19 protein-coding genes and 1 pseudogene are annotated in these 20,242 nt (G+C 65.5%); 6 read left to right on the top strand and 14 right to left on the bottom strand.

Going from position 1 to position 20,242, the window contains the following annotated elements; translation table 11 throughout:
- Positions 1–6: 6 nt before the first annotated feature.
- The 9 genes from OHB12_RS04325 to OHB12_RS04285 all read right to left on the bottom strand — a co-directional run bounded on the left by OHB12_RS04325 (position 7) and on the right by OHB12_RS04285 (position 7,864).
- On the bottom strand, positions 7–1,194 hold the full coding sequence (locus tag OHB12_RS04325; RefSeq protein WP_327116356.1) for an FAD-dependent oxidoreductase: 1,188 nt from the start codon (positions 1,192–1,194) through the stop codon (positions 7–9).
- A gap of 78 nt (positions 1,195–1,272) precedes the next feature.
- Positions 1,273–2,496, bottom strand: coding sequence for an NAD(P)/FAD-dependent oxidoreductase (locus OHB12_RS04320; protein ID WP_327116354.1), 1,224 nt, complete (start codon positions 2,494–2,496; stop codon positions 1,273–1,275).
- Between the two features lie 4 nt (positions 2,497–2,500).
- Positions 2,501–3,319, bottom strand: a complete 819-nt coding sequence (locus tag OHB12_RS04315; RefSeq protein WP_327116352.1) for an FAS1-like dehydratase domain-containing protein — start codon at positions 3,317–3,319, stop codon at positions 2,501–2,503.
- The gene (locus tag OHB12_RS04310) at positions 3,312–4,703 is read right to left on the bottom strand and encodes an MmgE/PrpD family protein (protein WP_327116350.1); all 1,392 of its coding nucleotides are present in this window, start codon (positions 4,701–4,703) and stop codon (positions 3,312–3,314) included. Before OHB12_RS04310 ends, OHB12_RS04315 begins: the two co-directional genes overlap by 8 nt.
- A 13-nt stretch (positions 4,704–4,716) precedes the next feature.
- A complete protein-coding gene (locus OHB12_RS04305) occupies positions 4,717–5,901 on the bottom strand; it encodes a cytochrome P450 (protein ID WP_327116348.1) in 1,185 nt (394 codons plus the stop codon).
- Positions 5,898–6,101: a ferredoxin gene (locus OHB12_RS04300; RefSeq protein ID WP_327116346.1), complete on the bottom strand. Its 204-nt coding sequence runs from the start codon at positions 6,099–6,101 to the stop codon at positions 5,898–5,900. The genes OHB12_RS04305 and OHB12_RS04300 overlap by 4 nt, the downstream gene beginning before the upstream one ends.
- Positions 6,102–6,132: 31 nt before the next feature.
- Complete coding sequence (locus OHB12_RS04295) at positions 6,133–6,663, bottom strand: flavin reductase family protein (protein ID WP_327116344.1); 531 nt, start codon at positions 6,661–6,663, stop codon at positions 6,133–6,135.
- Positions 6,664–6,671: 8 nt separating this feature from the next.
- Positions 6,672–6,911: a hypothetical protein gene (locus OHB12_RS04290; RefSeq protein WP_327120885.1), complete on the bottom strand. Its 240-nt coding sequence runs from the start codon at positions 6,909–6,911 to the stop codon at positions 6,672–6,674.
- Positions 6,836–7,864, bottom strand: a complete 1,029-nt coding sequence (locus OHB12_RS04285; RefSeq protein WP_327116342.1) for an acyl-CoA dehydrogenase family protein — start codon at positions 7,862–7,864, stop codon at positions 6,836–6,838. The genes OHB12_RS04290 and OHB12_RS04285 overlap by 76 nt, the downstream gene beginning before the upstream one ends.
- Positions 7,865–8,069: 205 nt before the next feature.
- Between OHB12_RS04285 and OHB12_RS04280 the strand changes: the two genes are divergently transcribed.
- Positions 8,070–8,969, top strand: a complete 900-nt coding sequence (locus tag OHB12_RS04280; RefSeq protein WP_327116340.1) for a LysR family transcriptional regulator — start codon at positions 8,070–8,072, stop codon at positions 8,967–8,969.
- On the opposite strand, the gene OHB12_RS04275 is transcribed toward OHB12_RS04280, so the two are convergent.
- The 4 genes from OHB12_RS04275 to OHB12_RS04260 all read right to left on the bottom strand — a co-directional run bounded on the left by OHB12_RS04275 (position 8,945) and on the right by OHB12_RS04260 (position 13,125).
- Positions 8,945–9,184, bottom strand: coding sequence for a hypothetical protein (locus tag OHB12_RS04275; protein ID WP_327116338.1), 240 nt, complete (start codon positions 9,182–9,184; stop codon positions 8,945–8,947). The genes OHB12_RS04280 and OHB12_RS04275 overlap by 25 nt on opposite strands.
- Positions 9,185–9,561: 377 nt before the next feature.
- Positions 9,562–10,581 (bottom strand): dihydrodipicolinate synthase family protein, encoded by a 1,020-nt coding sequence (locus OHB12_RS04270; RefSeq protein WP_327116336.1) that lies wholly within the window; start codon positions 10,579–10,581, stop codon positions 9,562–9,564.
- A 69-nt stretch (positions 10,582–10,650) separates the two neighbouring features.
- Positions 10,651–12,135 carry an NAD-dependent succinate-semialdehyde dehydrogenase gene (locus OHB12_RS04265; protein ID WP_327116334.1) on the bottom strand — a complete coding sequence of 495 codons (1,485 nt, stop codon included), beginning with the start codon at positions 12,133–12,135 and terminating at the stop codon, positions 10,651–10,653.
- Positions 12,136–12,144: 9 nt separating this feature from the next.
- Complete coding sequence (locus OHB12_RS04260) at positions 12,145–13,125, bottom strand: ornithine cyclodeaminase family protein (protein ID WP_327116332.1); 981 nt, start codon at positions 13,123–13,125, stop codon at positions 12,145–12,147.
- A gap of 89 nt (positions 13,126–13,214) precedes the next feature.
- Here OHB12_RS04260 and OHB12_RS04255 point away from each other — a divergent pair, with 89 nt between their 5' ends.
- Positions 13,215–13,976, top strand: a complete 762-nt coding sequence (locus OHB12_RS04255; RefSeq protein ID WP_327116330.1) for a GntR family transcriptional regulator — start codon at positions 13,215–13,217, stop codon at positions 13,974–13,976.
- 10 nt (positions 13,977–13,986) lie between these two features.
- Here the strand turns inward: OHB12_RS04255 and OHB12_RS04250 are convergent, their stop codons facing one another.
- Positions 13,987–15,267, bottom strand: a complete 1,281-nt coding sequence (locus OHB12_RS04250) for a response regulator transcription factor (RefSeq protein ID WP_442799963.1) — start codon at positions 15,265–15,267, stop codon at positions 13,987–13,989.
- Positions 15,268–15,438: 171 nt separating this feature from the next.
- Here OHB12_RS04250 and OHB12_RS04245 point away from each other — a divergent pair, with 171 nt between their 5' ends.
- From OHB12_RS04245 to fdhD, 4 genes and pseudogenes are all read left to right on the top strand, one after another.
- Entirely contained in the window at positions 15,439–16,524 is a 1,086-nt protein-coding gene (locus OHB12_RS04245; RefSeq protein ID WP_327116326.1) for an S-(hydroxymethyl)mycothiol dehydrogenase, read from the top strand.
- Positions 16,521–17,153, top strand: coding sequence for an MBL fold metallo-hydrolase (locus OHB12_RS04240; protein ID WP_327116324.1), 633 nt, complete (start codon positions 16,521–16,523; stop codon positions 17,151–17,153). The genes OHB12_RS04245 and OHB12_RS04240 overlap by 4 nt, the downstream gene beginning before the upstream one ends.
- A 46-nt stretch (positions 17,154–17,199) precedes the next feature.
- A pseudogene (locus OHB12_RS04235) lies at positions 17,200–19,400 on the top strand (FdhF/YdeP family oxidoreductase).
- The gene (gene fdhD, locus OHB12_RS04230; protein ID WP_327116322.1) at positions 19,397–20,230 is read left to right on the top strand and encodes a formate dehydrogenase accessory sulfurtransferase FdhD; all 834 of its coding nucleotides are present in this window, start codon (positions 19,397–19,399) and stop codon (positions 20,228–20,230) included. Before OHB12_RS04235 ends, fdhD begins: the two are co-directional and overlap by 4 nt.
- The last annotated feature ends 12 nt before the right edge of the window (positions 20,231–20,242 follow it).

The raw sequence follows: 20,242 nt of genomic DNA, 5'->3' as shown, positions 1-20,242 counted from the left end.
CCACACTCAGTGCGCGATCAGGGAGGGTGTTTCCAGGGTTTTCGTGAAGTAGAGGCATTCCGCGGCGAACTCTCGGTCGCGGGACATCTTCCGGAACACGTCCAGGTCACGATCGAGTTGGGCCGGATCGGTGGAATGGAACAGCAGCCGCTTGTTGGCGCTGGCACGTGGACTCGCGACATCGACGAACGCGTGGCGGCGTTCGTCGGAGTAGACGTTGAGGATGCCGTCGTCGGCGCGGCCGGAGACGACCGCGCCCAGGGCTTCGTTCAACAGGTACGCGTCGAACAGGCCCATGGTCAGCCCGAGCCCGCCGGTGGGATTCGTCGCATGTGCCGCGTCACCAGCGAGCAGCACCCTGCCCGCACGGTAGGCCACCGCACTGCGCTGATGCATCCGGTACGGCGAGATCGCCTCGAGTTCTGCTGCGGCAGCGATCTTTTCGCCGAACACCGTGGTGAGGAACTCGGGCAGGCGCTCGGCCGCCGACTCGGCGGGCAGGGCGTCGTCCTCCATGTAGGTGTAGCGCCAGAGGCCGTGCGCACCGGACTCGTCGATCTTGGCGATAATCGCCCCGAAGACGTCGTCGACATAGAACGTCGACTGCGCCCAGCCCGAAAGATCCTCGGCGAAGCGCACATTGGTGGCGACGAACCGCTCCGGCCAGGTGATCCCCTCGAAGCCGAGATCCAGCTCGCTCCGAATCCTGGAGCCCGCGCCGTCGGCGCCGATGAGCCAGGACGCACGGAGTTCCTCTTCGCCGCGCTCGGACCGAACGGTGACCCGGACTTCGGCGTCATCCTGGGTGATCGCGGTGACCTCGTGGTTCCAGCGCACGCGTGCGTTGTCGAAGGTCTCCAGGCGCCGCAGAATCACGCGCGCCAGAGCACCCTGCCCCAGGTGCAGGTTGTAGGGACGTTCCACCTTTCCCTCGAGCGCCTCCAAGCCGTACTCGATGATTTCACCGGTCTTGTGCACCCGATAGGCGTAGTCCTGCTTCAGAAATCCGGCCCCTACAGCGTCGTCGAGGAGATCCAAGCGGGCCAGGCCATCCAGCGCTGCCCAGTGATAGACGATCGCCCGCGGCGCCTCCGAGAGAGTCGACGCTCGCTCGAGCACAGTGACGACGACACCTTGCTGCGCCAAACCCAGCGCATTCAAGAGTCCCACGGGACCTGCGCCTACGACTATCACTTGCTGTTCTTCTCGCACTAATCCTCCACAGTGAAGATCCCGAATGCCCGTCCGTTACCGGCCGGAGCCCGGGAAAACTCAGCCGATGCGCACTTCTTCGTGATCCGGCACATCGGGAACGACTTGGCGCAGTGAGGGATTCTCTCGCCTCAGTGCCGCACGAATTTTGACGAACTCGGACCGCCGCTCGAAGGCCAGCACGCCGGTCACCGCCTGGCCGCGCCGGTACAGGAAGAGCGAGCCGTCGGAATTGCGGTTCTCCAGCAATTCCTCGTCGCCCGTCAGATATCCGGCGAATTGAATGCGAATGCCATGCTGGTCGGACCAGAAATACGGCACGTTCGCGCAGGCTGTGCCATCGAGTTCCCGGATATGGTTCACGGCGTTCATGGCGGCGATACGTCCTTGCTCCGCCGCATTGGTCCAGTGCTCGACCCGCATGATCGCGTCGAATCGTGGATTCGGCCACCGGACGGCATCGCCGGCGGCGAAAACACCCTCCGACGCCCGCAGCAGGGAATCGCACAGAATCCCGTTGTCGAGGGTCAGTCCCGAGCCCTCCAGCCATCGCGTGGAGGGACGCACCCCGGCACCGACGAGAATGACGTCCGCGCGAACTCGGGTACCGTCGTCGAGAACCAATTCCCGGCCCTCCACGATGTGGGCGACATCGGTGACCGCCCTGCCGAGGAACAGCTCGACACCGGCGTCTCGATGCAACGCCGCGTAGGTGTCGGCTACCGGAGCTCCGAACCTGCCGAGGGGCTTCGGGGCCATATCGACGAGCGAGACCCCGCGGCCCGCCTTAACGAGTGTCGACGCGAATTCACCGCCGATGAACCCGGCGCCCACGATCGCCACCGACTTCGAGGTATCGGCGACCGCTGCACGCAGGGCGCGGGCATCCGCGAAACTACGCAGCGGATAAACCTCCGGAAGCCCGGCGAACACAGGCGGCATCACCGGGTCGCATCCGGTCGCGATGACGAGCGCTCGATATCCGATTTCGCCCTCGGGGAGGCGGACCCTTCGCGCGGCGAGATCGAGGCCCAGAGCAGGGGTTTCGAGCCTGAATTCGACTCCGTGCCGACCGAGCTCGCCGACCGACCGGTAGACCAGGTCGTCCAGTTCGAGGGGATCGTGCAACGCGACTTTCGACAGGGGCGGGCGCTCGTAGGGCAGGTGAGCTTCATCGCTCACAACCGTCACGCTCAGCTCGGGAGCAAGTCGGACGACGGTTTCCGCCGCCCGCAACCCGGCGATAGAACCACCCACGATGACCACATCGGATACCGCTGTCATGCCCTCAGAGCTCCGCCAGCGTGCTGACAGCGCAGACGGCGCCGGCGGCACTGCGCGCCTCGGCCCCGTGGATCAACCCTTCGGGGCCGGGTACGACGGTGAAGGTCTGTGGTTTCGTCATGGGTGAGACGAACCGGTAGCCGAATGTCTTGCCGCGCAGTTCGATTCCCTCACGACGCATGTGCTCGCCCATCATGAGCGCGAGCAGCGGTCCGTGGATGAGCAGCCCGTCGTAACCCTCCTGCGCTGTCCACCCGAGGTCGTAGTGGATCCGGTGCGCGTTGTATGTCAATGCGGAGAACCGGAACAACGTTCGCTCGTCCACGGCCAGCTCCAGCGTCGGCCCGCTCGGCGACGCGGGAGCAGTCGGCGCGGGCGGCAGCGTGCCGGATCCGGGCGCGCGGTAGACGATATCCTGCTCCTCGCGAATCACCAGCTCGCCGCCCTGGAAGATCTCCTGGAGGACCGTGACCAAGGTCAACGGGCCGGTTCGGCCGTCCTTGTCGAGCAAGCTCTTGACCGAGGTCACTTTGGTAGCGGACTCGCCGATCACCAAGTGACCGAAGGTCGTCACGCGTCCACCCCCGAACATCCGTCGGCGGTCGGGCCCGGGAGGGGCCGGTATCCCGGTGACCGGATGGCCGTCCGGACCGAGCTCACGTTGTGGATCGCGCTCCAGCAGATACGCCCAATGCCACAGCGGCGGCACTGGATCACCGGCGGCACAGGGCATCTCGATGTCGAGCATGGCGGCGAGCGACTCGGTTGGCTCGGCCGCGATCATTTCCGTTCGCTCGATCGTCTCCGACTTCTGATTAGTCACCAAGGCAGTTGTCTCGTCTCTCTGCTCGGAGTGCACTCAGCAGTTCTGAAAGATCGGAAGCGTCTTCCAGATTCTCGACCGCGTGCACGAGTCGGCGGGGAATCTCGGGGTCGATCGGCGCCAGCAGTGCTTCTGCCTTTGTGACGACCTCCTCGTGGGACATCGGGTTCAGCGCCGAGCCCTTGGCGGTAGTCGGGTTTCCGGCGAACAGGGTGATCGTTTCGCCACTGGTGAACTCCACGTCCAGACGTGGTCCGTCCTCCAGTTCGATGCTGGTGTCGACGTGCATCGAGATCTTCGCGAAGGTCTCCGCCACCAGCGGGTCGTTCATGCGGGGTGGCTCGAACTGGTCCAGTCCGACACTGCCGTTGCACAGTGCGACACTCATCGCGTAGGCGAGGCTGAACTGGGCATCGAAGACGGTCTCTATCGGGTCGACCGACAGCATGTTCACCGCGGTCTCCGAGGCTTTGATCGAAATGTGGTGTATATCAGCGGGGTTCACGTCGCGCGCGCGAATCATCGCCAGAACCGTGTCGATCGTGGAGTGGCACCCCCGGCAGCAGGCGTAGGGCTTGATGTACGCGGTGGCCACGTTGTAATCCACGCCCAGGTCGGCGAGCGCCTGCTCAGGGAACCCCTGTCCGTTGTTGTAGGTGGCATACAGGCCACCCCATTCGGCTTCGAAAACCCGACGGGGACCGGTAATTCCGGCCTGGGCGAGGAGCGCCGCGTCCACGCCGGTCTCCCCCGCTTTGCCGGGATGGATGCGTTTGGTCATGGCGCCGTCGTCTTTGAACGCCCACACACCACCGGTGAACGAGCCGGCGATTCCGAGCGCGTCGGCGAAGCGTTCCGTGTCCAGGCCAAGGGTTTTCGCCGCGGCCGCGGCCGCGGCGAAACTGCCCATGGTGCCGCTCGAGTGCCAGCCTCGGCCGGTATGCGCGGCGAAACCTCCGATCGCCTGCAACGCTCGGTAGCCGATGTCGTATCCGGCTATCGTTGCCTCGATGAGCGTCCGCCCGTCGCCGCCCGCCGCCTCCGCCACGGCCAGCGCCGCGGGCAGCACCGTCGCCCCGGCGTGGCCCGGCCCACCTCCGTCGTCGAAGTCGCGCGCATGGGCCGCGGTGCCGTTCGCGAGCGCGGCATGAGCCGGCGAAACCCGAAAGGGGGTGCCCCACACCAGGCTTCCGGACTCGGCGCGCACGCCCGTGAGTGCGGTCCGCACCCGCCGGGCCTCATCGGTGTGGGCACCGGCCATCGCCACGGCCAGGGTGTCCAGAATATTTTTCTTGACACCAGTGACGACCTCACCCGGAATATCGTCGAATTGAATTTCCGCCCAATTCGATGCCAGGCGCTCCGTCAAAGACTCGGCATTCATCACCATATTCCCCTTACACCGGATTCAAGTTCACGGTGAGCGCCTTGACGAGCCAGCGGCCGCCACTCTGTCCGATTTCGGTGCCGTCGTCGACCACCACCGCATCGGGGTGGTGGTCGGCCAGATACCTGACCACTTCTTCCATTTCCACCCTGGCCAAGCTTTGACCGAGGCAGCCGTGACTGCCGGTGCTGAATGTCAGCGGGGAATTGGATTCCCGGTCGAGGCGGAATTCGGTGGGGCGTTCGAAGCGCGCCTGATCGCGGTTCGCGGACCAGACCGCCACATGCACATCGGAGCCTTCCGGAATGATGGTTCCGTTCAGCTCGATATCTTCGGTCGCCACCTTGCTCACGATTCCGGGCCGCGGATACAACCTGATGGCCTCGACCACGGCGGCAGGAATCAGCTCGTGATCCTCGACGAGTCGCCGCCAGGCCTCTCGATCACGCAGCAGTGTCCACACGACCAGGCCGGTTTGATGCGAGGTATTGACCGAGCTCGCCTCGAGCATGGCGGCGGCCTCGTTGAGCAGTTCATCCTCCGACAGCTTGCCCGCTTCCTGCTGGCCGATGAGGAAGGACAGCATGTCGTCGCCGAGGGCCTGTTCCCGCTTTCGCGCGATGAGAGCACGCAGATAGGCGAAGAGTTCGGCATAGGCGTTCACGATCACCGGGGTGAGGGACCGGTCCCGATGCAGCAGTGAGAGCGTCCGCTCCGACAGGCTGGCGACCAAGGGCTCGTCCGCCGCGGGTGCGCCAGCGAGATAGCAATAGATCCGCGCGGGAATGCGCTGGTCGATCCCGGTGTGGAAATCGACGGGAGCGCTCGTGTCGAGATCCGTGACAATGCCCTCGACGATCTCGCGAACAATTCTGCGGATTTCCTGCACAGTGTGCGGACCCATGAACCGCGCCATCGGCGCGCGCAGTCGGAAATGACGCGCACCCTCCGCCATGATGACGCTATTGGCACGGAATTCGTGAGCCAGTCCGTCGGTGATTCCGAACTGTTCCATCAGTTCGAGCGCGGCGTTCTTGAAGCGCGTATTGCGCAGGACCGTGGTCGCGAGATCGTAGGTCAGCACTGTGTAACCGGATGGACCGAGCGCCAGTGGGCCGTCCGGCAGGGCTCCGCCCTCGTGCGCCTGGGCCTGCGGAGCGAACGGATCGAAGCGGGGCAGTAGTGTCTCCGTCATCGAGAGATCGCTCCCATCGGGCAGCACAGCACGACTTCGTCGAACTCCTCCTGCCGATCGTCCTCGATCCGCGTCTTCAATTGTGCGAGCGAGCCGTCCGCGCCGATCTCGAATACATCGGGCATCAGTGCGGCGCAGGTGCCGTTGGCATCGCAACGGCCGAAATCTACTTTGACATTGATCATCTCGGGGTCCTTCATCTGAGATGCGGCGTAATGCCGAATAATTCGGCTAGCTCCGCTGGGATTTGTCCGAGCCGTCGCTCAAGTCGACGAACCCACCGCGCAGGAAGATCAGCGGTGGTTCGCTGGCACGCAGTTCCAGCTTCTCGACCCGGCCGACCACTTGGTAATGGTCACCGATCAGGTCCACCTTGAATCGCGTGCACTCCAGGGCGACGATCGCCTCGTCGAGCAATGGCACGCCGTTGACCGACTCGCTCCAGCCCACGTCGCGGAAGCGGTCGTCACTCGGTCGCGAGAACGTCCGGCACACCTCGCTCTGGTTGTGCCCGAGGATATTGACGCCGAAGCGACTCGCGCCGTACAGGCGCGGCCAGCTCCTGGAGGAGCGGTCGATGAAGAAGGCGATCAGCGGCGGATCCAGCGAGACCGAGGTGAACGAGCCGATCGTCATACCGACCGGCCCGGACCTGGTGGCCGCGGTGACCACGGCCACGCTGGTCGGGACATGGCCGAGAGCGTGCCGGTAGCCGATGGGAGCCGCGGCCGGTTCGGTGTCGACGGCTTTCACGGTATCCATGGCCGTCCCTACAGAACCGTCGTGGGCTCTTCGTTGCCCAGCAGGACCCGACCGTAGGCTTCCCTGCCGATGTCGGCGCTGACGTAGGCGTGCCGGGCCGCGATCGAGGAGTCCCGCCAAATTCGGCTCAGCACATTGACTTCGGCGAACGAACCCGAGCCATTGGCGTTCATCAGCTCGTCGATCGCTCGCGTGGCCAGCTCGGCGACCACGCCGGTGTCGTTCCGGATGCGCGCCCGGGTTTCCAGGTCGAGTCGCCGGCGTTCGGCGGCCGCCTGGTCGATGTCGAGGCAATCCGATTCAAGGTCATTTCCGCGAGGTGCAAATTCGTGGCTGCCTTCGCGACGGCGATCTGATGGGTGGCCGACAGCTTCGCGTGCGGGAAATTCGTGTAGGCTACGGGCTTTTCCGGCAATTTGGCTCGGGTGATTTCCAGCGCGTGCCGAACCATACCGATCTGTGCCGCTACGAGAATGGCCGAGGCGACAGCGGTGAAGCCGATCGATGCCATGTGTTCGTCTTTGTGCGGAGTGAGGTATCGGCCTTCGGTCATTTCTTGGAAGCGCTGTACCCGATGCTCCGGCACGAAATGGTCCTCCACCACGATGGTGTCGCTACCCGAGCCCCGCATTCCGGTGACGAACCAGGTCGGTTCGATGGTGAAGGCTTCGGCGGGAATCAGCGCCAGGCCCACCTCCTTGCCACTGTCGAGGGGAATACCCACGGTCGCCCAGTCGGCCGCGAAGGAACCGGATGCGTACGGCCAGCGGCCATTGATGCGATAACCGCCCTCGACCGGCTCCGCCTTACCCGGTGAGAAAATGCCACACGACGTCGCCTTCGGATGCGACCCGAACATGTCCTCCCGTGCGTTTTCGGAGAAGGTCGACGCGAATCCGGTGGCGGAGGCGAGCAATGCGGCAATCCACGCGGTGGAACCGTCGCCTCGTGCGACCTCGGCGACCGCCTCAACGGTCGTCCGCATGCTGGCCCCGTGCCCGCCGAGTCGCCGATCCACGAGCAGATGGAACAGGCCGGCCTCGGTCATCGCCTTGACCACCTCCGGGGCGATTCGGCGAGCCTCGGAGCCCTGCGCGGCGTATTCGCGGATCAATGGGACCAGATTGGTTGCGCGGCCAACCAACTCCGCGTCCGGAGCGCCGATGTCGGACCTGACGGCGGTCAACGACGACTGTGTCATGGTGCCTCTTTCCTGGTGATCATGCGAGAAACTGTCGTGATCGACATCACGGACCAGCTATTTCAGAATGCGGAATCGGCAGGATGGAGTACAAGACCAGGAACTTCGCACACACTATGCGTCCGGCGCATAGTCACATTCGGGCAGCTACCGACCTAAAAAGTCGACTCTCGGCCGCAACGTTTTTCGACGTATCATCCCCGGCATGCAATTGCGTGAACTCGAATGGTTCATCACTTTGACAGAAACCGGAAATATGACAACTACGGCCGAACAACTGAACATCAGTCAGCCGACGCTCTCACGGGCTTTGGCCCGGCTCGAACGCAAGCTCGGCGTGAAACTCTTCGACCGTAACCAGAATCAGCTGCGGCTCAATAGGTACGGCGAGATTTTTCGCGCGCACGCGGTCCGCGCTATCGATGAGATCAACCAGGGAGAAGAGAGAATCGCCACCCTCGTCGACCCGGACCGCGGAGTGGTCTCACTGGGGTTCCTGCATTCATTCGGCGGATGGTTGATACCGCGGCTTCTAGATCGCTATCGTGCCCTCGCGCCACGCACATCCTTCGAGCTCTGCGGCGGTGCATCCGACGCGGTGGTCGATGATGTCCGCCATGGGCGAATCGATATCGGCTTCGTCGCTCCCCATCCCACCGCGGACGATCTGCATTGGCTGCCGCTGGGCAACGAGGAACTAGGCCTCGGCGTCCCGCCGGGCCACGCGTTCGAGGGTCGCGGCGATATCGCGGTCGCCGACCTGATGGACGAGCCCATGGTAGCGCTCAAAGTCGGGTACGGCCTGCGTCAGGTGACCGACCGCCTCTGCCGCGAGGCGGGATTCAGCCCCAGAATCGAAACCGAGGTGACCGAGCTGTCCACCCTCCGGGCACTCGTGGCGGCGGGAATGGGCGTAGCCATCATCCCGGCAGCACAGCCGGGGCACCCGCCCACGACTCCTACCATCCCGTTTCGCGACCACGCTGTCTTCCGGCAGTACGGTGCGGTGACTCGCACACATGGTCCGAGTGGGCGCGCCGCCCGGCGGTTCCTGGAGTTCGTCGCGGAGCAATCCAGACATCAGCAGCCCCCCACGAGTCGATGAATCACCGCAACCGCTCGGACGAGGTGGGGCTCCTCGCGGTCGGCGCGATGGGCGACCGCGAGTTCCACCGTGGTGGCGGCCAGCCAGCGGCCGATAGGCCCGCCCTCGAGGGCCAGCGCGGTCACTGCCTCGGGAACTATCGTGGCGCCGACTCCACCGGCGACCGAGGTGACCAGGGTCGAGGTCTCACCGACCCGAACGGCCGTGCTGGACACCCGCGGCGACGAATCACGATGCGCCGCATGCCTTCGTGGTGCTCGACGAGCCGCACCCGGTGCGTTACGTCCGGGTTACGGCCGGTCGGCTGCCCTTCGACAGGTCCTTCGCAGGGAGCGGGCTGCGCGTATTCGGGCACGGCAATCTGCCTCCGCCACAGGCGGTCACAGCGCAGGCGCACCGCGTCAGCGACCGCGCCGCCCACCTGGAATGGGACGCGATAGCCGGCGCGCACGGCTACAACGTCCGCTACGGACGACACCCGGGGAAGCTGCACTCACAGCTGGCCGGTACACGAGCAGACCGAACTGGACATCCGTGCACTCGCGTTCGGCGAAGGCGGAGTGACACCAGGCCCGGTCGTCCCGTAACTCGCTTACGCGGGATTGCGGCCGATGAAGAACTCCTTGAAAGGGTCCATGCTGGGCTCGAAACCGGAATCGATCAGGCCCTTGCGCAGCGCGTTCATCTGGTGGTCGTGGATGCGCAGGGTGGGCATACGCAGTGGGCCGCCGTTGTAGCCCTGCAGCCAGCCCTGGAATTTCCACGCCTGACGGTTCAGGATGGACCCGCCGTGCAGTCCGTTGAACAGCGCGGCCTTGGCTTTGCGCGCCGGGTGCAGCTGCCAGTAGATCTCAGTGGCGTCGTCGTACTTGCCGTCCCGCAACAGCTGCATGACACGCGGGATCATCGGACCGAAGTACTCGTGGTCGCTGGTGGCCGACAGCTGAATGGGCATGACCTGCGAGAGCGGTATCAGTTCACCCTCGATCGGGTTCGAGATGACGACTTCCTTGCCGAACAGCCGCGTGCATTCGATGACGCTCTGGATGCTCGGGAATCCGCCCTCGGCTTTGATCACCGCGACGTTGGGAATCTCGTCGATCATGCGGCGGATGAGCCGGGTGGGGATATCGGACGGGTGGATCCGGCTGCTGAAGCCCCAGGACACCATCGGGAACAGAATTATGGCGAGGTTCGTCGCATCGGCCACCGCCTTGGTGTAGTCGAAGATCTCCTGTTCGGACTCGGGATAGAAGTTCGGTGGGTAGGACAGCAGCACCAGGTCGGCGCCGACTTCCTCCGCTCGCTTGACCGCCTCGATGTTCTGCTCGAGGTCGTTCCAGCTCGCGTGGTGGACGATGTAGAAGTCGCTACCGCCCTCATCCTTGGCGATCCGCAGGAAATTCACGTATTCCGGCAGCGTGATGCTGACTTCGGAAATACCCAGGCTGCCGATGAAGCCGTGCTCCTTCGCCAGCCGGATGTCGTGGCGAATGCCCTGCTCGTTGATGTCGCGCAGGTCGTTGGTGAACGACGGAATGGTGCAATTGATCGCACCGACAAGCTTTTCCCGAGCCCAGTCCCGGACTTCAGAAAGGTTGTACTCGGCCATGTGGGCCTCCTTGTCGCTGTTTCGATGGATGGAAGGTGATGAAGTGGGTGAGTTCTCGAACGGCCGCGATCAGAGCGCTCCGCTGCCCGCCCATGCCAGGTACTTCATCTCCAGGTATTCGTCGATGCCGTAGATCGATCCCTCCCGGCCGAGGCCGGACTGCTTGATGCCGCCGAAGGGTGCGGTCTCGTTGGAGATCAGGCCGGAGTTGATGCCGACCATGCCGGCCTCGAGGGCCGCCGCCACGCGCCAGATCCGCTCCGCATCGCGACTGAAAAGGTAAGCGGCCAAACCGAATTCGGTGTCATTCGCCTGCCGGATCACATCGGCCTCGTCGGTGAACGGAATCAGCGGAGTGATCGGGCCGAAGGTCTCCTCGCGGGTGATCTTCATACCGGCGGCGACATCGGCCAGCACGGTCGGCTGATAGAACAGGTCGCCGCGCTCATGCCTCGCGCCGCCGCACACCACCCGCGCCCCGTGCTCGACGGCGTCGGAGACGTGTTCCTCGACTTTCGCGATCGCCGCGCGATCGATCATGGGGCCCTGCGCGACACCGGATTCGAAGCCGTCGCCGACCGTCAGCTCGGCGACTCGCTCGGCCAGCCGCGCGGTGAAACGCTCGTAGATACCCGACTGCACATACACGCGGTTCGCACTGATGCACGCCTGACCGGTGTTGCGGTACTTCGCCGCGAGCACGCCCGCGACGGCGACCTCGAGGTCCGCATCGTCGAACACGATCGCCGGCGCGTTACCGCCCAGCTCCATCGACGCCTTCTTGACAGTCGCCGCGCACTGCTCGAGCAGCAGCCGCCCGACCTCCGTCGAACCGGTGAAACTCACCTTTCGGACCAGCGGATTGCCGGTGAGTTCCGGGCCGATCTCGCGCGCATTGCCCAGCACCACGTTGAACACACCGGCCGGCACCCCGGCACGCCGGGCCAGCTCCGCGAGAGCCAGTGCCGTCAGTGGTGTCTGCTCAGCGGGCTTGACCACCATCGTGCAGCCCGCGGCCAGCGCCGGCGCCGCCTTGCGGGTGATCATTGCGGCGGGAAAGTTCCACGGCGTGATCGCGACACAGACACCCACGGGTTCTTTGAGCACCAGAACTCGGTCCGCGGGATCCGGCGCCGGGAAGATGTCACCGCGCACCCGCTTGGCCTCTTCGGCGAACCACTCGATAAACGACGCGGCATAGGCGACCTCGCCCCGTGCCTCGGACACCGGCTTGCCCTCTTCGACGACGATCAGCCAGGCCAGGTCCTCGGCATGCTGGGTCACGAGGTCGAACCACCGCCGCAGAATCTGGGCGCGTTCCTTCGCGGACCGGGCCCGCCATCCGGGCAGCGCCCGGTCCGCGGCATCGATGGCACCGGCCACCTGCGTGCGGCTCAGGGACGGAAGCTCGGCCAAATGTTCGCCCGTCGAAGGGTTTTCGACGACAAAGCTGCCAGAGTCGCCCTGTTCGACCCACTCGCCGTCGATATAGGCCGCGCTGCGTGACAGCAGGGCGTCGGCGAGCATCGGCTTATCAGTGAGAGGAATTCCCATGGTGCGTCCCTACTTTCGAACGGGCTGAATCCGGATCGGAAGTTCCGACCCGAGCCCTGCTTTGCGAGCGGCATCCGCGCACATGGCGGCGACGGCCAGGTCCTGCACCGCGGAGCCCACGGACTTGTACACAACGATCTGCTCCGCGGTCGTACGGCCGGGGTGCCGTCCGGACACCAGATCCGACAGGGCGGCGATCCGGTCGGTCACGTCGATTCCCGCTGCGGCCGCGGCGATGAGATCGCCGCTGTCGTGCAGCACTTCCTCGAGTACGTCGGCAATGACGACATCGGCACGCGCGATCACCTCCGGATCGACTTCGCGCTGTTCCCGCACGGTGGAGCCGATGGAGACGACGGTCGTGCCCGGCTGGAGCCACTCACCGAGCAGGATCGGCGACTCGTCATAGGAGCGCGCCGCGCAGATCACCAGATTCGCGCCCGCCACAGCGGCTTGCGGCGACTCCGCCGGAACGATCGAGGTGTCCAGATCCGCCAATTCCTCGGCGAAGCGCGCGCGGCTCTCCGCGCGCGGGCTGAACACGCGTGCGGCATCGAACTCGCGTACCGCGGCGAGTGCGCGAACGTGCTTTTTCGCCTCGAAGCCCGAACCGATGACGCCTACGGTCACCGGTCCGGGCACGGCCAGCAGGTCAGCCGCCAGCGCGGATGTGGCCGCGGTGCGGAAGCCGGTGATCGAGTTCCCGTCGAGCAGCGCCACCAGTTCCGCGGACTGCTGATCGAACAGGGAGATGAGATAGGAGAACTGGCGCACGCCGATCGCACCGGCGATGGTCTTCAAGCCCATCAGCCCGCCGCTGCCCGGCACGCCGCTCATCGTCCGCAGCATCGAGGTGCCGCCGCGTGCGATCGTCCGCTCCGGGAAGCGCGATTCTTCGGACGCCGCCGCGTATGCCTCACGCAGCGCGGCGATCGCCGGTTTCCAGTCGAAGACCGATTGCACCGTGGTGTCATCCAGCAGGAGCGTCAATCGTCTCCCCTTCCCCTCCAAACGGTAGCGATACTAAACGGATCGTATCGGACACGGATATGATGCACCATAGCGTTGGACATTGGATATTGGATCTGCTGGACCGCCGCGAGCTGGCGACAGCACAGGGAGTGGTGAATATGGATTCGATCCATCGACGGGTGGCGGACAAAGTCTGCGATCGACTGCGTGAACGGATCGTCGGTGGCGAACTGGCTCCCGGAGACCGCATCGACCCGACCGAGGTCGCCGAATCCCTCGGCGTCAGCCGTACCCCGGTGCGTGAGGCACTCCTGCAACTAGAGGCGCAAGGGCTGATCGAGCGACTCCCCTACCGAGGCGTGGTGGTGACCGGCATCGATCTGGCCGAGGCGGAGGACATCGCCGCGCTGCGCATCCATCTGGAGACGTTCGCCACCCGCATCGCGGTGCCTCGTCTGCGCCCGGAGGACCTGGACCGCATGCGGGAGGCCAATGAGGAACTGACCCGGGCCATGGCCGGACCGACTGCCGCGCAGACCTCCTTCGGACGGTTCAACTGCGCGTTTCATCAGGCGCTGTACCAAGCGGGCGGCTCAAAGACGCTGTCGCGCATGACGAGCGACCTGTCCTCGCAGGCCGAGCGCATCCGAATGCACTTCGACCTCCGGCGCGGCAATGCCGTGGCCGAGCACGAACGCATACTCGGCGCGTGTGCGGCAGGCGAAGTCGAGGAGGCGGTGGCGGCCACCCGCGATCACCTGCTCGCGGTCCACCTGCGGGTGATGCCGGACGACTACCGGATTCCGCCGGGTTCGGCCCTCGAAGTCGCCCTGCTCGAAACCGGTTGGGAACCAACAGTATCGGCGTGACCTCGCGCGGCTACTGAGTGAGTGCGGCGCGCATGCCGATCGCCGCAGCCTCTCCGCGCGAGGACACCGCGAGCTTCCTGAGCAGCGCCGCGACATGAAACTTGACCGTGCTCTCGGCGACACCCAGCTGCGCCGCTATGGCCTTGTTGCGCTTACCTTCCGCGACCAGCGCGAGCACCTCTCGCTCGCGGGCATTCAAGCGCGCCAGTTCCGGCTGGTCGGGCAGCGACAGCGGTGGGTCGAGCGGAAGCCGGATCAGCACCCGGCTCCCCCAGCCCGGCACGGACTCGATCTCCAGTTCCGCGCGCAGCGTGTGCACCCGGCCTTCGAGGTTGCGCCACAACGTGTTCGAGTTCCAGCGGCCCGCGGCGCGATCGCGAATATCGACGACGAGCGCACCCGATTCGCATCCCCAGGCGATGCGCAGGCGATCGAGATCGGGCTGAGTGGCTAGGGCGAGCACCGCGGCCTGCGTCATCGCGCGGGCGCCGACCGCGACCTCACCCGGAATCGGTCGTCCGTCCAGCGGTGGCGCGACGAATTCCGTTTCGACCTGCCGATGACGCACCAGGGGTCCGATCTCGCGCTGCATCCGCTCGAAGGCCGCGACCGGCGGTTCCTCGGCGAATGCCCGATCGGTGGCCTGCCGGGACCGCAGTGCGATCAGCGCCTCCGAGGCGGCGGCCGTCGCTACCGTCCGGGCCTGACGGTCGTCCAGGCCCGACGATCGCAAGGTCACGAGAATGCCCGCCAGTGCCGCTTCATGTGAGGCGGTCAGTTCCGCGGTGGTGCGAGCCCGCGCGTCCGACGCCGCACGCGATTCGGCAAGGTACTCCGGGCTCGCCTGGATCACCTGTTGCCGAATCGATGTCGCGACGATCCCGAATGCCGCCGCCAACTCCGCTTGGCCGGGTAGCTCACCGGACGTGCGCGGGACCAGCACCAGCAAGGTGTTCGAGGTGTCCCGAATCGCCCAGACCCACCGGCCCTCGCCGTTCAGCGCGGCTGACCCCGCATAGGAACCACCCGGTGCGACCACCGATTTCAGCTCCTCTAGCTCAGCGATGGTGATTCGATCGATGATGTCGGCGGCGCCTGCGACCTTGCGTGGACGGCCGGTGCATTCCCGAGTGAAGATCACCAGTGCGCGGTGCGGCCACTGTTCGGCGAGGAAGCGCGAGAATCGACGAGCGACATCGGTGAGCGGACCATCGATCACTTCCCGGAGCCCTTCGAGGGCGGACACTCGCTCCACGGGAGGCAAGGCTACCGGAGTACTCACATGGTCCATTGTAAAACGAAACGGTTCGTATAGAATGGTCATGCGCGAGTCGGCCCACCAAAGGGATAGGTCGTACTGTCCGTCCGGCCAGGTCCGCGATCGGATCGCCCGGAGCTAGCCTCGCTGCCTAACCATGCGCGTGAACGCATGCTCGATCATTCATCGGAGGAACCGCCAGTTATGCCGCAGCAGGTCCGTGGAGTCATCGCCCGTAAGCCGGGCGCACCGGTCGAGTTGACCGACATCATCGTCCCCGATCCTGGGCCGGGCGAGGTTGTAGTCGCCGTCGCCGCGTGCGGCGTGTGCCATACCGACCTCACCTACCGTGAGGGCGGTATCAACGACGAGTTCCCCTTCCTGCTCGGCCACGAAGCGGCGGGCACGGTCGAAAGCGTCGGCGCGGGAGTCGATTCCGTCGAGGTCGGCGATTTCGTCATTCTGAATTGGCGGGCCGTGTGCGGCAGCTGCCGGGCCTGCCGGCGGGGCCGCCCTCAGTACTGTTTCGACACCTTCAACGCCACGCAGAAGATGACGCTGACCGACGGAACCGAACTCACCCCAGCACTCGGTATCGGCGCGTTCGCCGAGAAGACCCTCGTCCATGCCGGCCAGTGCACCAAGGTCGACCCCGCCGCCGATCCGGCGGTCGCGGGCTTGATCGGCTGCGGCGTCATGGCCGGGCTCGGTGCCGCCGTCAACACCGGGAACGTCGGCCGCGGCGACTCGGTGGCGGTGATCGGCTGTGGCGGCGTCGGGGACGCCGCCATCGTCGGTGCCCGGCTGGCCGGAGCGTCCACGATCATCGCCGTCGACCGTGACGAGCGAAAACTGGCGTGGGCCACCGACCTCGGTGCCACCCACACCATCAATGCCGCCACCACCGATACGGTGGCCGCCGTCCAGGAGCTCACCGGCGGGTTCGGCGCCGACGTCGTCATCGATGCCGTGGGCCGTCCCGAAACCTGGCGGCAGGCGTTCTACGCCCGCGATCTCGCCGGCACCGTGGTGCTGGTGGGCGTCCCCACCCCGGATATGCGGCTGGAGATGCCGATGATCGACTTCTTCTCCCGCGGAGGAGCGCTCAAATCCTCCTGGTATGGCGACTGCCTGCCAGACCGGGACTTCCCGATACTGATCGACCTGTACCAGCAGGGACGCCTGCCCTTGGACAAGTTCGTCACCGAACGCATCACCCTCGACGAGGTGGAGCAGGCATTCCACACCATGCACGAGGGCAAGGTGCTGCGGTCGGTGGTCGTGCTGTGAGTGGCCGGCTCCGCATCGAGCAGGTGGTGACTTCCGGAGTCTTCGAACTCGATGGCGGTTCCTGGGATGTCGACAACAATGTCTGGGTGGTGGGCGATGACGACCAAGTGATCGTCATCGACGCGGCCCATGACGCCAAACCAGTCATGGAGGCCATCGGCAACCGCGATGTCGTCGCCGTCGTATGCACCCACGGGCACAACGACCACGTCACCTTCGCCCCGCAACTCGCCGAAGATGTCTATGCACCCGTTCTGGTGCACCCCGGAGACGACTCGCTCTGGCAGCTGACACACCCTGGTGAGTCATACTGGCCGCTTACCGACGGACAGCGCATTGCCATAGCGGGGACGGAGCTGCACGTCATCCACGCGCCCGGCCACTCACCAGGGTCGGTTTGCCTGTACATCCCCGACGCCGACACCCTGTTCTCGGGCGACACCCTGTTCGCGGGCGGACCGGGGGCCACCGGCCGGTCGTTCTCGGATTTCCCCACCATTATCGGTTCCATCCGCGACCGCCTGCTCACGCTCCCGGAGCACACCCGTGTCTACACCGGCCACGGTGACGGAACGACCATCGGCACCGAAGCACCCCACCTGGCGGAGTGGATCGCCCGCGGGTTCTGATCTGCCAGCGCCCCTACACATTTCGAAGAAGAGAGTGGTTCCCGCCATGCACCGCAACGCGCCGACCCGAGATATCGACGAGTCCGAGCTCTCGGTCACCACCCCGAAAACCCAGGCGGCGGGCGTGACCGCGGTGATGGTGGCCTTGAACCACGCGGTCGGGGAGATGGGCGTGCTTCGCACGGCGCGGACGCTGGCGCGCGTCAATCAGCGGCACGGCTTCGACTGCCCGGGCTGCGCGTGGCCGGAGCCGGCCGGGCATCGGCGTCCGGCCGAGTTCTGCGAGAACGGGGCGAAGGCCGTCGCGGAAGAGGCGACGCTGCGGACCGTCGGACCGGAGTTTTTCGCCCGGCATTCGGTGCGGGAGCTGGCCGACGAGTCCGGGTACTGGCTCGGCCAACAGGGTCGGCTGACCCATCCGATGGTGTTGTGGCCCGGCGAGACTCACTACTCCCCCATCGACTGGGCGGATGCCTACCGATTGATCGCGGTCGCGTTGCGCGGCCTCTCGTCCCCCGGTGAGGCGCTGTTCTATACGTCGGGCCGTACCGCCAACGAGACCGCGTTCCTCTACCAACTGCTCGTGCGCAGCTTCGGCACCAACAACCTGCCCGACTGCTCGAACATGTGCCACGAGTCCTCGGGCACCGCGCTGACCAGATCCATTGGTATCGGCAAGGGCTCGGTGTCGATCGACGATTTCGAGCAGGCCGACCTGATTGTGGTGGCGGGTCAGAATCCCGGCACCAACCACCCGCGCATGCTGTCCGCGCTACAGCGGGCCAAGGCGGCGGGGGCGAAGATCATCGCGATCAATCCGCTGCCCGAGACGGGCCTGATCGGCTTCCGCGACCCGCAGACGGTCAAAGGTCTCACCACCGGTGTCGAGATCGCCGACGACCTTCTCCAGATCCGCCTGGGCGGCGATATGGCACTGTTCCAGGGGCTAGGCAAACTACTGTTCGAGGCCGAGGATCGCGCACCCGGCACCGTGATCGACCGGGAGTTCGTGGACCGGCACGCCGCGGGCTTCGAGGCTTACGAAAAGCACATGCGCGCAGTGGATCTCGCCGTCGTCGAGGAAGCGACCGGCCTGACTCGCGAACAGCTCGAACGCACCGCCGCCCGGCTCGCCGGTTCGAAGGCGACCATTCTGTGCTGGGCGATGGGACTGCCCCAGCAGCGCCACGGTGTCGCCACCATCGAGGAGGGCACGAACCTGCTGCTGGCGCGCGGCATGATCGGCAAACCGGGTGCGGGCGTGTGCCCGGTGCGCGGGCATTCGAACGTGCAGGGCGACCGCACTATGGGCATCTGGGAGAAGATGCCCGAAGCCTTCCTCGCCGCATTGGATTCCGAATTCGGGATCACCAGTCCCCGCAGGCACGGTCATGACGCCGCGAGTTGACCGTGCACGTCTCGACCAAACTCAATCGCAGCCACGTCGTGCACGGCACGATGGCGCTGATCCTGCCCACCCTCGGCCGCAGCGATCTCGACCTCTCCCCCACCGGAGCCAAACAGCAAGTTTCGGTGGAGGATTCGATGTCAATGGTGCACCTGTCCACCGGACGGCTGCGGCCGGTGAGCGAGCACCTGCGCAGCGAGGTCGCCATCGTCTGCGAACTCGCGCACGAGCTCTTCGGCCCCGGCCATCCGGTGCCGTGGAACGAATTCCGGCATGACTACGACGCCATTCGCGATGCCATCGCCCGCGTGGTGCCCGGCTGCGTCGACTACAACGAGCGGGTGCGCCACCGCGACGGCTTCCAGCTACCCCACCCGCCCCGCGACGCCCGCGAATTCCACACCGCCACCGGCAAAGCCAATTTCGCGGTCAACGATCTGCACTGGCTTCCGGTCCCGCAGGGCCGGCTCATCCTGCAAACCCTGCGCAGCCACGACCAGTACAACACCACCATCTACGGACTCGACGACCGGTACCGCGGAATCCACAACGGGCGCAAGGTCGTTCTTGTGCATCCCGACGATATCGCCGCCCTCGGTTTCACCGAGGACGACCTGGTGGACCTGGTGTCGGAGTGGACCGACGGCATCGAACGCCGGGTTACCGGTTTCCGGCTGGTCCCCTATTCCACGCCACGCGGCAATGTCGCCGCCTACTACCCCGAAACCAACCCGCTCGTTCCGCTCGACCACGTCGCCGAACGCTCCAACACGCCGGTCTCGAAGGCTGTCACGATCCGCCTGGAACCAGCATCGTTCCCGGCTGGAGCGCAGCCATGAGCAGGGTGACCGCACGCCGCAGAATGGTGCGGGTGACCGCGACCGGCGAAATCCGTCGCCCCGATACCTTGGCGGTCGAAGAACCCCTGGAAATGCGCATCGGTGGCGAGTCACTGAACGTCACCATGCGAACCCCGGGCAACGACATCGACCTGGTCCACGGATTCCTGTACAGCGAGAACATCATCCAATCCGTCGACGACATCGTCTCCGCGCGATATTGCGCCGGAACCGATGCCGACGGGCAGAACACCTACAACGTCCTCGATATCCAGCTACGTCGGACGCGACCGCTGCCGAAGCGCCGGTCTATCACCAACAGCGCCTGCGGACTGTGCGGCAAGACCACGGTCGACGACGTCCGGATCCGAAGCCGATTCCGGCCCGGATACGGCGATTTCACGATCGACATACACGTGCTGTCCACATCGCCCGACGAATTGCGCTCCCAGCAGCAGGTTTTCGCCGCGACCGGCGGATTGCACGCCGCCGGCCTGTTCACCGCCGACGGCACGGCCCTGGTGGTCAGGGAGGATGTCGGGCGACACAACGCGGTGGACAAGGTGATCGGCTGGGCCGTGCGCGAAAACCTTATTCCCACAGCGGATCTCGTTCTCATCGTGAGTAGCCGCGCCTCGTTCGAGCTGGTACAAAAGGCCGTGATGGCGGGTATTCCCATGCTGGGCGCGGTCTCGGCCCCCAGCTCACTGGCGGTGGATCTGGCCGTCGAGGCCGGGCTCACGCTCGTCGGCTTCCTGCGCGGCGACACCATGAATATCTATACCGATGTGCATCGCATAGCCCTGCGCCCGATCGCCGCAGCCTTGTAATTCATTACCGGC

The sequence above is a fragment of the Nocardia sp. NBC_01730 genome (assembly GCF_035920445.1).
In the GTDB taxonomy this organism is placed as follows: Bacteria; Actinomycetota; Actinomycetes; order Mycobacteriales; family Mycobacteriaceae; genus Nocardia.
Note: the sequence above shows the minus strand (reverse complement) of the source record. Positions and strands in the feature narration are given on the sequence as shown.